The sequence below is a fragment of the Prevotella falsenii DSM 22864 = JCM 15124 genome, assembly GCF_000613945.1.
GTDB classification, from domain to species: domain Bacteria; phylum Bacteroidota; class Bacteroidia; order Bacteroidales; family Bacteroidaceae; genus Prevotella; species Prevotella falsenii.
The window spans coordinates 1-13664 of sequence record NZ_BAJY01000019.1 but is presented as its reverse complement, the minus strand read 5'-3'; the positions used below and the strand labels follow the sequence as shown (position 1 = coordinate 13664).

Here is a 13664-nt window from a genome sequence, read left to right as displayed (position 1 = left end):
CATATTCAAGCAAATATGACGTCATATTTGTCCGAAAATGACGTCATATTTATTTGAACGCCTAAATATTGAATTGAGCAGACACTTTATTATGTGTTTCTCCTGCCCTATTTTTTCGTATAAACTGCAAGGCTGTGTTACGATTGAATAAACAGCCTTGCAGTTTTTTATTCCCTTAATTGTGCACCAAAGTACCTATGTCCTCACCGTCGATTACTTTCTTTAAGTTGCCGACAATATCCATATTGAACACATAGATAGGGAGATTGTTTTCCTTGCACATCGTTGTGGCAGTAAGGTCCATTACCTTCAACCCCTTGTTGTATATCTCATCGTAAGTAATTTCAGTAAACTTCGTTGCCGTAGAGTCTTTCTCCGGGTCTGCCGTATAAACACCGTCTACACGCGTACCCTTCAACATTACGTCAGCTTCTATTTCGATGCCACGCAGACTTGACCCCGTATCAGTAGTGAAATAAGGATTGCCCGTACCCGCCGAGAAGATGCAGACATAACCTGCTTCGAGTGCTTCAACAGCTTTCCACTTGCTGTAAAATTCGCCGATAGGTTCCATACGGATAGCCGTCATCACCTTCGACTTCACACCAAAAGCACCCAACGCCGAACTCAATGCAAGCGAATTAATCACCGTTGCACACATACCCATCTGGTCGCCCTTCACTCTGTCGAAACCTTTTTGGCTGCCTGTCAGTCCGCGGAAGATATTCCCACCACCAATAACAATGCCGATTTGCACGCCCATTTCGTGTATTTCCTTTATCTGGCGGGCATAATCTTCAAGGCGTTCCGCATCGATGCCATATCCTTGCTTGCCCATCAAGCTCTCGCCGGAAAGCTTTAAGAGAATTCTTTTAAATCTTGCCATACTTTATTTCTTTAAATTCGTAACTTCTTATCATGCCTTCGCGGTCGCGAAGAATCAAGTGTCCGTCGTCTTCAACTTCCACAATAGCACCTTCAAACACTCCGTCGGCATCTTCGTAAGGGTAAAATCCCTTTGCACGATACAGCGATTGGTGATACATTGCCGAGATTGTGCCATAATCAGCACTACGAATTAATTCGTAATTGCGTTCAAACGAGGCGATAATCTTTTGCAAAAGGTCTTCCCTATTCACCTCTTTGCCCAAAATCTGACAAAGCGAAACGGGATTAGGAGCATCGCTCTTAAATTCCGTTTGGTTCACATTCAGTCCCACGCCAAACACGCAGTCCTTTATTCTGCCGCCGCTCAACTTGGTTTCTATCAGCGTTCCGCTCAGCTTCTTATCGTTCCAATATATGTCGTTCGGCCATTTCAGCGTAATGCTACCTTCGCCCACATAGTCTGTCAATGCTTCCTTGAGCGACAACGCGCCATATTCCGACAACAGGAACTGACAGGAAACAGGCACCTCAACGGGGTGCAAAAGTACAGAAAACAATAGGTTCTTGCCGGCTTCACTCTCCCAACAGTTCGTTCCTTGCCCACGTCCTGCTGTCTGAAATTCAGCAACAGCCACGGTCATCTGCTCTCCTTCCGAAGGCGTATAAGTTTTCAGAAAGTCGTTGGTACTGCCGATGGTTTCCAATCGCACAACGTTAGTGGCAGACCTATTTTCCTTTCGGAAAGCTGCTCGTATCTTATGAATGATGTTCATCGAAGTAAATACATTGTTACTGTTCTACATTCTTCTATCGTACAAATGGGAGAAAGGCATCTTTAATATGGCGAATTTCGTATTTATCGGGTGTTCCAACTATCGTTATTATATCGAAACGCAAAACTCTGTCGATACAATGCCCTTTCACATAAGCATTTGCGGCAATGGAAACAGAACGGATTTTCTGTGTCGTTACAGCCTCATCGGCATTGGCAAAACGCTCGTTTCTACGTGTTTTCACCTCTACAAAAACATAAACATCGTTTTCTATTGCGACTATATCTAAATCGCGCTGACCGCATTTCCAGTCTCTTTCCACTATTCTGTAGCCTTCGCGCATAAGATATTCGCACGCCAGCTGTTCTCCCCATTTACCAGTTTCGTTGTGTAATGCCATATTATTCAGAATGATAGGTTGCCAAAGCAACAGACAGACTTCAAGTCTATCTTAACCATACTACAAAGATAGAGTTTTTTTTCTGAATTATAGAATTAATATTGTAATTTTGCGAAGATTATATAACAATGTATGAGCAGTGAAGAACAAATAAAGAAAGACGACTATTACATGGGGCGAGCCTTGGCATTGGCTGAAGAAGCGTTCAAAAAAGGCGAAGTTCCCGTTGGTGCCGTGATAGTATGCCGCGACAGAATTATCGCACGTGCACACAACCTTACGGAAGCACTGACCGATGTTACCGCCCATGCGGAAATGCAGGCAATAACAATGTCAGCCAACGAGTTAGGCGGAAAATACTTGCAGGACTGCACCCTTTATGTTACGGTAGAGCCGTGCATTATGTGTGCAGGCGCATTGGGTTGGTCGCAAATCAAGCGGATTGTCTACGGCTGCAGCGACGAGAAACGAGGCTTTTCCGCCTTTGCTCCACAGGCACTTCACAGCAAAACCATCGTAACAAAGGGTGTTCGAGAAGAAGAATGCAAAAGGCTAATGCAGCAGTTCTTCAAAGAACGAAGATAAATAGAATTCGACTTGGCAGGCATTCCGTAGAGATTAAATTTGGTAGGAAATCGCCTTCTTTTTGTAAAGATAATTCTGTTAAAAAGTGATATAATCGCTTTGGCGTTGCGAAACCGTAGGTTTTGCGTTGTAAAACCTACGCTTTTACCGTGCAAAACCTACGGTTTTGGAACGCAAAACAATAGGTTTTATAATGCACTGATAATGAAATAGTTAAACGAAAGCATCTGTTTGGAAAAATCTTTACGTTTTTATAGCTTTATTTCCGCTGTAAAACGGGAAATAAAATAGACTGAAAGACGCCCTAAAAACAAAGCGAGCACCTTGAAAACAAGATGCTCGCCTTTTGTTTGAATACCTTATTGCTTTATCTTACCTGTACTACAAGATACTTGCTTGTGCTCCAGAATGTTTGCGGATCGTTAATACGAAGAACGTATTGACCTGCTGCATCTTTCGTAAGCGAGTAGCTGCTGCTTGGGTGAGCAGTAAGAAGTTTTGCGCTCTTGCTATACAATTTAACCTCGCGTGTAGAACGAATGTCAATCTTTGTAAAGTAGTTCCTATTGAAACTGCCTTGCAATACCTTGCCATCTGCAAGAATGCGCTGCTCTCTAAGTTCCTTCTTTGTACCAAATACATACCAGCCGGTGTTCAGCTGCATGTCTTGTGTAGAAATGGTTTCGCTCTTTTGCTTAGACTCGGTTTGCAAGTTAGCCTTCTCGGTTTCGAGTGTTTGCTTTGCAGCAGTCAGGTTTTCCTTATCAGTCTTCAAATTAGTAACGTCCGTATTCAAACCTGTAATGGTCTGGTCGAGTTCCTTAATGTGAATGTTCTTTGATGCCAACTCTGCACGAAGCACCTTCAGCTCGTTGTCTTTCTGAGCAAGTTGGGCTGTCAGCTGAACGAGTGTCTTCTTCATTTCTTCACCCTTGAAACCTGTTTCTTGAAGTTGCTTTTGCAGTTTCTTTATCAACTCGCGGTTTTCTTGCATACGTTGAGCGATAAACTGGATGTTCTCTTTTATCTGTGTAGCTTTATCAGCTCTCTCACCTTCCTTTGCTAAAGTTACACGATTTTCAGCAGCGTTGATTTCAGCAAAGCCTTGCTGAATCTGATTCATTGTTGCCATCATGTCGTTTACCTCGTTATCACGAGCATTAATGATTGCACGCAAGGAATCGTTTTGGATTTCTGCCGGATTAATTGATTTGTTTTGGTTGCAAGAAGCAAGTGCCATGGCACCGCAAGCTGCATAAATTAATAGCTTTTTCATACTCTATTTTATTTTCATTCATAATTTTGAAGAATATTCTTCTTCGCTGATGCTTTTACTCTTTCGCTCTTTTGACTTGCCTGCCAACACGATAACGAACTCGCCTCGGGGCACCGTCTCCTTGAAATGGGCAAGCACTTCTGCCAATGTTCCGCGCACGCTCTCCTCGTGCAGCTTGGATATTTCGCGACAACAACTCACCAAACGGTCTTCGCCAAATACCTCTATGAACTGCTCCAATGTTTTTACGATGCGGTAAGGCGACTCGTAAAAGACCATTGTCCGACTTTCTTCGGCAAGGCTTTCTATTTGGGTTTTGCGTCCTTTCTTCTGTGGCAGGAAACCTTCGAAGCAGAAACGGTCGCAAGGAAAGCCACTCGACACCAAGGCAGGAATCATGGCTGTTGCCCCCGGAAGGGTCTGAACGGTAATGCCGGCTGCAATAGCTTCCCGCGCTAAGTAGAAACCGGGGTCGCTGATACCGGGTGTGCCGGCATCGGAAATAAGCGCAATGGTTTCGCCAGCCTTTAGTCGGTTCACGATTCCTGCTGCTGTTCCGTGTTCGTTATACTTGTGGTGCGACACCAAATGGTTCTTTATTTCGAAATGTTTCAGCAAAATACCCGACGTGCGAGTATCTTCGCAGAGTATCAGGTCTGCTTCTTTGAGAATTCGAACGGCACGAAATGTCATGTCTTCCATATTCCCCACAGGTGTCGGTACAAGATATAAAATACCCATAAGTATTGCAAATGTAAACGAAAAGTATTGAACACCAAAACAAATTAGGATTTTTTAGATGTCATTTTAAACCCTATTCACATAACATATCCATATTTTCCTATATTTAAACATTTTATTATTCTATACTCCATATTTATAATAAAGAAAGAATAGCAACAACATTCTTGTGAAATAGGAAATATCAGGCACAGAAAAAGACCGGCAAGTATTTGTTCTGAGAACTAAAACTTGCCGGTCTGATTGTGTTGATAAATAAATTTCAAGTCCGGTTATACAGCCCCACTATTGCGAGGCATAAACTTAAAAACTTTTATTTCTTATAGTTTTCCACTCCTTTATTCAAGAATTCGAGGTAGCCCGGAATGTCTTCTTTATAAACAAAGCTGCCGCTAAGTGGGTTTCCTTGGTTGTCTACCGTTACATAAAAAGGTTGTGCCAAGTAGCCAAACTTAGACTCTTGCAAGTAGCTCCACTTGTCGCCGATGGTGCGCAAGGTGCGTGTTGTACCATCAGAACGCTTTACCTTGATAGGTTCTTTCAACGGTGTTTTGTCGTCTACATAGAGCGAAATCAATACGTAGTCGTTGTTTAGCTTCTCTGCTACTTCGGCATTTGTCCATACTGCACCTTCCATCTTGCGACAGTTCACACAGCCAAAGCCTGTAAAGTCTAGCAATACCGGCTTTCCTGCCTGTGCAGCAGCACGCATTCCCTCTTCGTAATCCTTGAATTTGGGTTCTACTTCCTGATGATGCAGGTTGAAATCCTGTGTATAAATAGGTGGCGCAAATGCACTAACGGCTTTCAAAGGTGCCCCCCACAAGCCCGGTACCATATATATGGTGAAGGCTAAAGAAATCATACCGAGCATAATAGCCGGCACCGGCATTGCCATTTGGGTTGGGTCGTCGTGTGGAAATTTTAGTTTGCCAATGAGATACAAGCCCATTAGTCCGAAAATAACAATCCATATAGCGAGGAAAGTCTCTCTGTCAAGGATATGCCAGCCGTATGCAAGGTCGGCAACAGACAAGAACTTGAATGCAAATGCCAATTCTATGAAACCCAATACAACCTTAATCATATTCATCCATGAGCCTGATTTAGGTGCTTGCTTCAACCATGTAGGGAACAAAGCAAAGAGTGTGAAAGGCAATGCCAACGCTAAAGCAAAGCCAAACATACCGATGGTAGGTGCTACCCAGTCGCCGCTGGTGGCTGCCTGCACAAGAAGCAAACCTACAACAGGTGCCGTACATGAGAAAGACACCAAAGAAAGGGTGAAAGCCATCAAGAAAATAGAAAGCAAACCTGTTGTTGCAGCTGCCTTATTGTCGATTGCATTTCCCCATGATGAAGGCAAACGGAGTTCGAACCAACCGAAGAAGCTCAATGCAAACACTACCAACATAAGGAAGAAGAAGATGTTGAATGGTGCATTTGTTGCCAATTCGTTCAGTTTCTGTGGACCAAAGAGAGCCGTAATAACAGCTGCCAAACCCATATAAATTACGATGATAGAGATACCGTACGTTACTGCGTCGCGTATTCCTTTCTTTTTATCGTCCTTGGCACGCTTCAAGAAGAAGCTAACGGTCATTGGAATAATTGGCCAAACGCAAGGTGTAAGCAATGCAACAAAGCCGCCTACTACACCCATGATAAAGATGTACCACAAAGAATGGCTCTCGTTACCCTGCCCGGAACTGAAGGCTTCTAACTCTTTAATTACAGGACGCCAAAGGTCTGACGGACTTGCAGCATCTACTCCTGCAGCTTGTGCAGAGTCGCCTTGCAATGTTTCGCCGCTCTGTGCCGTCTTTGCAGTATCCATAGTTGCGCTCAAAACCACAGCTCCGTCAGCTTCTGCAGTTTCACCTTCTTTTGCATCGGGTGTTTCTGTAGCTGCAGGAGCATCAGCAGGACCATTACCGGTATAACTAAATTCTACAGAAGAAGGTGGCATACACATCTCGTCATTACATGCACCATACTCCAGATAACCGGAAATCTTATAGGTTTTACCCGTGATTTTATATTTCTGTACGAAGCTTACATTGTGTTCAAAGTAACGAAGTTTCATCTCGAATACCTTATCGAACACGTTTATCTCCTTACCACGCGGTGTAAGTTTTCCTACAGGTTGTGCACCTTCAGCCTTTTCGGTTGTAAGAGAAGCTGATGTAGGGCCTCCGGCAGGAAGCCCGGTAGAATAAACATGCCAACCAGCATCAATCTTAGCCGTGAAGATAACATCTACTTCTGTTGGCGATACTTTCTTTTGCTGTACGCTAAAACGTACAGGATTTTGCGCCATCACCGTTAAATTGAATAGCGCAAATAAGGCTAAAAGAATCTTAGATTTCATTGTTTTCTTTTTATTTAAATTATTGCTATATTTTTGTTCTTTCGTTTTCATGAGATGTAGCGTTTAAAGTAAAAATATTACTTGCGTGCAAAGATAATGTTATTTTTTTTAAAAACAAAACCATTACACTACATTTGTGGTTTGTTATTACGTTTTTTTTCAGTTTTATAAAACTCATAATAGAATTATTCGATACGGGTTAAAGCAGGTTTGCAGATACATTGTAATGAAAGTACAGAACCTTGCAGATGTTGAATATTAATAATAAAGGAACGGTAATAATTTGATAAAAACAGCTTACTTTATGAACAAAAAGAGCATTATAAAACTGTAAACATTATTCACATGCATAGCTATCGAATAACTTACTATATATCAATACATTACAAAACCTATTGTTTTGCATTCTAAAAGCGTAGGTTTTGCACGGTAAAAGCGTAGGTTTTGCAACGCAAAACAGCCGCTTTCGCAGTGCCAAATCGAAATTATCGTTTTTCTTCGGAATTATCTTAACAAAGTCGGAGAGGCTTTCCGGTATTTACCTTAAGCCACAAAAAGAAAATCGTACCCTAAGTAAAGTTCTACTGTTCATCGTCAGATTTCAGCTAAAACATATATTACAGATGTCTATATACGCAAAGACGATGCTGCTCTGAAGCATTCAAGGCTGCATCGTCTTTCCGTTTCATATCGTTTTCAATATTAATAATGTGATTGATTAATTGCGTGTCAGTTTCATTGAACAACTGCCTTGTGTACCGCGAAGCGTAACCACATAGGTTCCGGAAGGAACATCGGAGGTATCGATGTGGGCACTACCCGACTGCACGGCAACTTCCGAAATCTTACGCCCCATAAGGTCGTACAGTGTAGCCGTGTGGAAACCGGATGCTACGTTTGACACAACGATGCTGTTTCCAACGTTCTTCACAGTTGCCTTCTCGCTATATACATTCTCCACAGCATCAGGAACCGCTTCTACTATCTTGAAGTCTTTCCAAGTACGAGATGCAAGATAAGCCCGCTTGCTTCCTGTTGGTACGGTCAGCGTGCATGTCTCTTTCTTTACTTCTTCAAACACATCGTCTGTATAGGGGTTCTCTACCGGTGTTTCAGTCTTGACTATCAGATTGTTCAAACCACTGCAACCGCAGAACGCTCTGTAACCAAACTCATTGAAAACAGGCGAAAATTCCACCTTCTCAAGGTTCTTGCAATACCAAAAAGCAAAGTCGTTTATCTTCTTTGTGGCAGGATTCATCACGAAAGTCTTGCTTCCTTTTCCGTTCGGATAAATATAAAGTATGGTGTAATCCTTAGAATAAAGCGTGCCGTCTGCCACTGCATAGTTCTTATTGTCGGCATCTACTTCAAACGCCTGCAGCGCAGTGCAACCGAGAAACGGATTATCAACAACTTCCGCAGCAGACTTACCGAGCGATACACGCTTCAATCCGAGACACTCGGCAAAGGCAGCATAGTCGATTTTCTCTACCGTTTCAGGGAAATCGAGCGACTCTATACCGTGATTGTGGAAGAAGGCTTTCTCGCCTATCGTCTTTAATCCATTTCCCAACTTCAGTCCCGACATATCGTTGCAATTGAGGAATACTTCGTTCTCAATGGTTTCCAACGAGTTCGGGAGCTTCACATTGTGCAGCTTCTTACAGTTCTGAAACGCATACACGGCGATGTGTTTGAGTCCTTCTTTCATTTCTAACGTCTCCAAATTGTGGCAATCTTGGAAAGCGTTTTTGTCTATCTTTGTGATTGATGCAGGCAATTCCACCTTATTTAAAGCTTCGCAAAAGCCGAAAGAACCTTCGGGCAGCAACGTGATTCCTTCAGGGATTTGAATTTCTTCTAACCCGTTTGCACCGAAAAATGCTTCGATTGACAGTTCTTTAAGGCTCTTTGGAAGGGTCAGCTTCTTCATGTTAGGTGTCTGGTCGAATGTTCGTTTGTTTATTTTCGTTACACCATCGGGGATAACAACTTCCTTCAGCTGCTCGCAATAGGTGAATACATAGTTTCCCATTGTCTTAAGCTGAGATGGCAACTTAATGGTTTCCATTGCACTGCAAACACCGAATACCGTGTGCTGTATCTCGGTTACATCGTCCGGAATGATGACTTCTTTCATACTGACGCACCTGTAGAATGCGCCAATACCTAATTCTCGGATATATTTAGGAAGTACTACCGACTCTATGCTGCAACACTTGAAGAAGAGTTTCTCGGGCAGAAGGGTTGGCTTAGTGCCATCGACGAAGTACTTTCTATCCTTTCCCAAATCATCGGTAAGGATATAGTAGCTGTCCGATGTATCGCCGGTAGGAACGAAAGTAGCCTCGGAAAGGTCTAATCTTTTCAGTGTCTTGTGAATCAATGCGCCATATTCGTCAGAACCGCAGAACCTTCTCACCCAGCGCAGGTCGTAGCTGTTCAGTGGACCAACTATCTTCAGCGTGTCCACAACATCAAGCCACACATTCTCCGGAGCCTTGTCTTCGAGTTCGCCGGCTTTATCAACGTGGACTACAACTTTCTTTACTCTCTCACCATCTTCCCTTCGGGAACTGCCTTAACTGCTGCAGAGACGAAAGAAACTTGTGCAAAAGCGCACAGAAAGAGAAACAATGTCATCAACTTTTTCATAATCTACAATATCTATATTTACCAATCAAGTACATTAACACTTGGTGATGTTTACACGCTTTCGCTACTTTTGTATGCAAACCTTGCTGTTTCCGCCATCTACCGAAACGATATATACTCCTTTCCGTGGAGCTTTGACACGTAACGATGGTGCTGTAACGTGGTAGCGAGCCACTACTTGTCCGCCAAGAGTGGTAAGCAGAACCTCACGTGCATCGTCGGGAAGGTTGCCAATTACCCAACCGTTGTCGGTTACATTGACGTAGAAATGGTTTTCGGTACCGACTTTGGCAATTCCGTCCTCCTGACAACCCGTGCCATCACCAACGACAGAAACCAACCAACCCTTATCTGTTGCAATCTGTGTACGACTTACTTCTGCTGCTCCGGGGACATTATTGAACAGAAGAATGCCGTGCAGGTCGTTCTCATCGTCCTCCGGACGCTTCTTTCTGAGAGAGCGATACATATCGTTCAGGGCGCAAGCGTCCAGCTTTGTATTGTTCACAGAAACATAACGCAGGTTGTTGCAATTAGCGAAACTGACACCGCCGTTGATTGGATTTTCTGCAATGACGACGTCAAGCAGATTGGTACAGTTGCTGAAATCGAGTTGTTCGATTTTATTATTGCCACAATTGATAGCAGTAAGTTTTGTTTGTGCCGACAAATCAAGCGTGCTAATCCGGTTACCATCGCAAGTAAGGTTGGTCAGCAACGGCAGTTTTGCTGTTTCTATCTGCGAGAAACTGCAACTGCTACAATTGAGAGAGGTCAGCGAATGGGGAAATTCGGTCGTACTCAAGTTGGGATTTACCGAGCAGTCCAAGTTAGTAAGACCGGTGCAACCTGTCAGTTTCAGCGAGGAAAGGTCGTTGGAAAAGCAGGTCAAAATCTCTAACTTATCCAATCCACTCACATCAAGTGCCGACAGTTGGTTATTGTTGCAAACCAGCGACACAAGGTTTCGACAGTCCGATAAGTTCAGACTCGTTATGCTATTTCCCTCGCACGACAAATCCCGTAGTTGCTTCATGCCCGTCAAATCAAGCTGTGATAGCTCGTAGTTGTTGTCTATTCCCAACAGCTTCAAGTGCTTTGTCTGCGACAAATCTATCTTCTTCAGTCCCGCAGCAGGTACCATCAGCGTATCAATCTTGTTGTCTTGGGGCAATGTAAGTGTACGCAACGGCCGTCCCATTCCTACGGCAACATACTTCAACTCACCATTCGCGCTCAAGTCGTATTCGTCTACGAAGGTTTGTAAGGCATCAAGATGCTTTAGCTTAGGGCAATCCTTAAGGTTCAGTTTCTTCAGTTGCGCATTCGATGTACACATCAGCAGTTCCAACGTTGGGTGCGATGCGAGCGTCAGTTCCTGCAATCTGTTGTTTGTAAGAATAAGACTGTCTATCTTAGTATTGGCAGTTAGGTTGAGCTTTTCTAAAGGTGAGTCCTGCACATAGATAAGTCGCAGTTCGGGATTGGCTGATACGTCCAATGCCTTGACAAAGTTCTTGCGCGATATAAGATGCGTCAGTGCGGGCAGTTTTGTAACATCAAGGGTCGTCAGTTGGTTGTTGGAACACTCCAAAACTGCAATGTTTCCGTATATAGTCAGGTCTTGTCCTTCGGTATTGCCTTGTAGACGCGTGGCTGTTGTGTGGAGTTTGCCTTTGTAAGTCTTGCCATTGCCCCAATCAAGGGTGTACTCTCCTTCTTCCGCACCCATAATCAACAGTGCATATTTGCTATTGACTGCACCTGCAAAGTGCATTTTCACATAAGGTTCGGTAGGCTGATTATCTTGTGCCCACGCAACATTCAAAAAGCCTACAAGGAAGATTGTAAGCAACAATAGCATTTTCTTTATGTTCTTTTCCATACTGATAATTGTTTAAGTCGTTATCTATTTCAGTGTACTTTATTTGTGTTTATAAGACAAAAATAGAATTAATTATTCAGAAATGCAAGTTTTCCATCGCTTTATTAAAACGCGCCGTTGCAACATAAGACAAGTAAGAAGTATCTGATTATAAGACTGTTGCAATGCTTTTCAGGCTCGCTGAAAGAGCTATACAATATAAAAATGCAACAAAAAAAAAGTATGTGAATACTTAAAATCTGCCGATTTCTAAGAAAAAAAATGTACTTTTGTAGCACGACAAAACAAACTGAAATGAACAAACCTTTCCTTATTTTGCTATTGTTTACGGTCATATTATGCGGTTGTAGGCGTACTCCGTCCGAGACAAGCAACCGCCTATCTGAAATTGACTCGCTGATTCGACACAACCAACTCGACTCTGCCTTTAGAATAATAGATATGGTAGATGCCGGCAACTTGACGAGTAGTGCCGATTCTGCCGCTTTCTTTCTTCAGAAAACACAACTTCTTTACAAACTCTACAAGCCCATAGAGTCTACCGATATGATAGATTACAGCATCAAATACTACGAAAATCGGAAAGGCAATGTAGAGCAGTTGGCAGATGCTTACTTCTACAAAGGGGCAATTGTCTACGACCAAGGACAGGTGAAAGATGCCATTGTCTGTATGAAAAAAGCCGAATATACTGCCGAAAAACTCGCTTCTGACAATATAAAACTTAAAATCTACGAGAACCTTTTCATTATGAACGAGGAGGCAGGCGAGCGGCAACTTGCCCTCGGATATGCCAAGAAAGTACTTCGCCTTGCCACTGCGGCAAAGGATAAGATACAGCTTGCCCGCGCCTACAACAATATTGCAGTGGCTTACAACAAGCTGAACAAAGCCGACAGTGCCAACATTTATATAAAGAAAAGTATGGAAATGTTGCACTACATACCTCGAAAGGAACAAATATACATACTCAACAACATCGGAGCACAACTCATAGCTACCAACCGCAAAAGGCAAAGGCAACGCTGCTGAAAGCAATTAGCATTGCGCCGATGGGGGCTGCATACGACAATCTCGCCACAATCTACGTCGGGGAGGGCGACACAGCCAAGGCAAACGAGCTGTGGGACAAGGCATTGAAGACGAACGACATGCAAGTGAGAACCGATGTAATGAACTCAAGGTTCAACCATCAGTGTGCCACTGCCGACTATAAGGGAGCCACAAAGACGGCACGACAACTTATAAGAACGAAAGACAGCCTGTATATGAGCTGGAGAGAGAACGACATACGGAGCAACCAAATGGCTTTCGACAATATAAAGGCAAGGCAGGAATACGAGCGGAAGATAGAAACGGGTGTCTTTGCCATCATCTTACTGTCGCTCTCGTTCGTCGTAGTCTTCTTTTTCCTGCGATACAGAACCTATAAAGCCAAGAATGCACTTGCCATCGACCAACGGCGCATCAAGGATTTTGAATACCAAATAGTCGAATTTGAGAAGCAGGGACAAGAAAAAGAGAAAGAAATAGAATCGTTATACAGAAAAAAGGAGATACTGCTCGACAAGCACCGAAAGACACTCAGCGAGGGGCACAGACTCTATACCCACATTATGGAGGGGCAAACGACAGTGCTTTGGCGGAAAAAAGAATTCGAGAACTTCATAGAATACTATCGTTTGGTAGACATGAGTTTTGTAGACGCTATGGATTCGGAATACGATACCCTCTCTCCGAAATATAAATTCTTCCTCGTCGTGGAACATTTGGGCAAGACCGACAAAGACATTATGCGCATTATGGGACTGGCAGACGGCTCTATCCGTTCCATTCGTTCGAGGATTAACAAGCGCAGAACAACCTATTAAAAACACCACAAAAGTGTAAATATTTTTTCAAAGGGTATCTTTTATATAACCACCTTGTTATCAGTGCATTATAAAACCTATTGTTTTGCATTCCAAAAGCGGCTGTTTTGCATTGCAAGATAATTCTTAAAATACAACTTATTGAAAATAAAGAAGTTACCTTGTTGCTATAACTAAACAGGTAACGATTTGGAAACGAGCGAGCTACTTGGTTTC

Annotated in this window: 11 protein-coding genes; 3 read left to right on the top strand and 8 right to left on the bottom strand. The window is 43.1% G+C overall.

All coding sequences use genetic code 11. The features are described from left to right. Positions 1–175 precede the first annotated feature (175 nt). The 3 genes from pyrH to JCM15124_RS08080 are packed head-to-tail and all read right to left on the bottom strand — an operon-like array spanning position 176 to position 2061. A complete protein-coding gene (pyrH, locus tag JCM15124_RS08090) occupies positions 176–886 on the bottom strand; it encodes a UMP kinase (RefSeq protein WP_024999023.1) in 711 nt (236 codons plus the stop codon). After that, the gene (locus JCM15124_RS08085) at positions 873–1661 is read right to left on the bottom strand and encodes a biotin--[acetyl-CoA-carboxylase] ligase (protein WP_024999022.1); all 789 of its coding nucleotides are present in this window, start codon (positions 1659–1661) and stop codon (positions 873–875) included. The genes pyrH and JCM15124_RS08085 overlap by 14 nt, the downstream gene beginning before the upstream one ends. A 34-nt stretch (positions 1662–1695) precedes the next feature. Further along, entirely contained in the window at positions 1696–2061 is a 366-nt protein-coding gene (locus tag JCM15124_RS08080; RefSeq protein WP_024999021.1) for a YraN family protein, read from the bottom strand. A gap of 132 nt (positions 2062–2193) precedes the next feature. Here JCM15124_RS08080 and JCM15124_RS08075 point away from each other — a divergent pair, with 132 nt between their 5' ends. Then, complete coding sequence (locus tag JCM15124_RS08075; RefSeq protein WP_024999020.1) at positions 2194–2646, top strand: nucleoside deaminase; 453 nt, start codon at positions 2194–2196, stop codon at positions 2644–2646. Between the two features lie 367 nt (positions 2647–3013). Here JCM15124_RS08075 and JCM15124_RS08070 read toward each other — a convergent pair whose 3' ends face one another. The 5 genes from JCM15124_RS08070 to JCM15124_RS08045 form a co-directional block, all read right to left on the bottom strand. After that, positions 3014–3922, bottom strand: coding sequence for a Cbp1 family collagen-binding glycoprotein adhesin (locus tag JCM15124_RS08070; RefSeq protein ID WP_024999019.1), 909 nt, complete (start codon positions 3920–3922; stop codon positions 3014–3016). A gap of 18 nt (positions 3923–3940) precedes the next feature. Further along, positions 3941–4663 (bottom strand): 16S rRNA (cytidine(1402)-2'-O)-methyltransferase, encoded by a 723-nt coding sequence (rsmI, locus tag JCM15124_RS08065; protein WP_024999018.1) that lies wholly within the window; start codon positions 4661–4663, stop codon positions 3941–3943. Positions 4664–4976: 313 nt separating this feature from the next. Continuing rightward, positions 4977–7034: a protein-disulfide reductase DsbD family protein gene (locus tag JCM15124_RS08060; protein WP_024999017.1), complete on the bottom strand. Its 2058-nt coding sequence runs from the start codon at positions 7032–7034 to the stop codon at positions 4977–4979. Positions 7035–7752: 718 nt separating this feature from the next. Next, positions 7753–9525: a leucine-rich repeat domain-containing protein gene (locus tag JCM15124_RS08050; protein ID WP_024999015.1), complete on the bottom strand. Its 1773-nt coding sequence runs from the start codon at positions 9523–9525 to the stop codon at positions 7753–7755. Between the two features lie 231 nt (positions 9526–9756). Beyond that, entirely contained in the window at positions 9757–11577 is a 1821-nt protein-coding gene (locus JCM15124_RS08045) for a leucine-rich repeat domain-containing protein (protein WP_024999014.1), read from the bottom strand. A gap of 294 nt (positions 11578–11871) precedes the next feature. Here JCM15124_RS08045 and JCM15124_RS16630 point away from each other — a divergent pair, with 294 nt between their 5' ends. Together JCM15124_RS16630 and JCM15124_RS16625 are read left to right on the top strand one after the other, a co-directional pair. Next, positions 11872–12609 carry a tetratricopeptide repeat protein gene (locus JCM15124_RS16630; RefSeq protein WP_232220133.1) on the top strand — a complete coding sequence of 246 codons (738 nt, stop codon included), beginning with the start codon at positions 11872–11874 and terminating at the stop codon, positions 12607–12609. A gap of 20 nt (positions 12610–12629) precedes the next feature. Beyond that, positions 12630–13448, top strand: a complete 819-nt coding sequence (locus JCM15124_RS16625) for a hypothetical protein (RefSeq protein WP_232220132.1) — start codon at positions 12630–12632, stop codon at positions 13446–13448. The last annotated feature ends 216 nt before the right edge of the window (positions 13449–13664 follow it).

Coding starts and splice junctions, on each gene's coding strand:
- pyrH (WP_024999023.1), bottom strand. CDS start 886: ATGGCAAGATTTAAAAGAATTCTCTTAAAGCTTTCCGGCGAGAGCTTG.
- JCM15124_RS08085 (WP_024999022.1), bottom strand. CDS start 1,661: ATGAACATCATTCATAAGATACGAGCAGCTTTCCGAAAGGAAAATAGG.
- JCM15124_RS08080 (WP_024999021.1), bottom strand. CDS start 2,061: ATGGCATTACACAACGAAACTGGTAAATGGGGAGAACAGCTGGCGTGC.
- JCM15124_RS08075 (WP_024999020.1), top strand. CDS start 2,194: ATGAGCAGTGAAGAACAAATAAAGAAAGACGACTATTACATGGGGCGA.
- JCM15124_RS08070 (WP_024999019.1), bottom strand. CDS start 3,922: ATGAAAAAGCTATTAATTTATGCAGCTTGCGGTGCCATGGCACTTGCT.
- rsmI (WP_024999018.1), bottom strand. CDS start 4,663: ATGGGTATTTTATATCTTGTACCGACACCTGTGGGGAATATGGAAGAC.
- JCM15124_RS08060 (WP_024999017.1), bottom strand. CDS start 7,034: ATGAAATCTAAGATTCTTTTAGCCTTATTTGCGCTATTCAATTTAACG.
- JCM15124_RS08045 (WP_024999014.1), bottom strand. CDS start 11,577: ATGGAAAAGAACATAAAGAAAATGCTATTGTTGCTTACAATCTTCCTT.
- JCM15124_RS16630 (WP_232220133.1), top strand. CDS start 11,872: ATGAACAAACCTTTCCTTATTTTGCTATTGTTTACGGTCATATTATGC.
- JCM15124_RS16625 (WP_232220132.1), top strand. CDS start 12,630: ATGGGGGCTGCATACGACAATCTCGCCACAATCTACGTCGGGGAGGGC.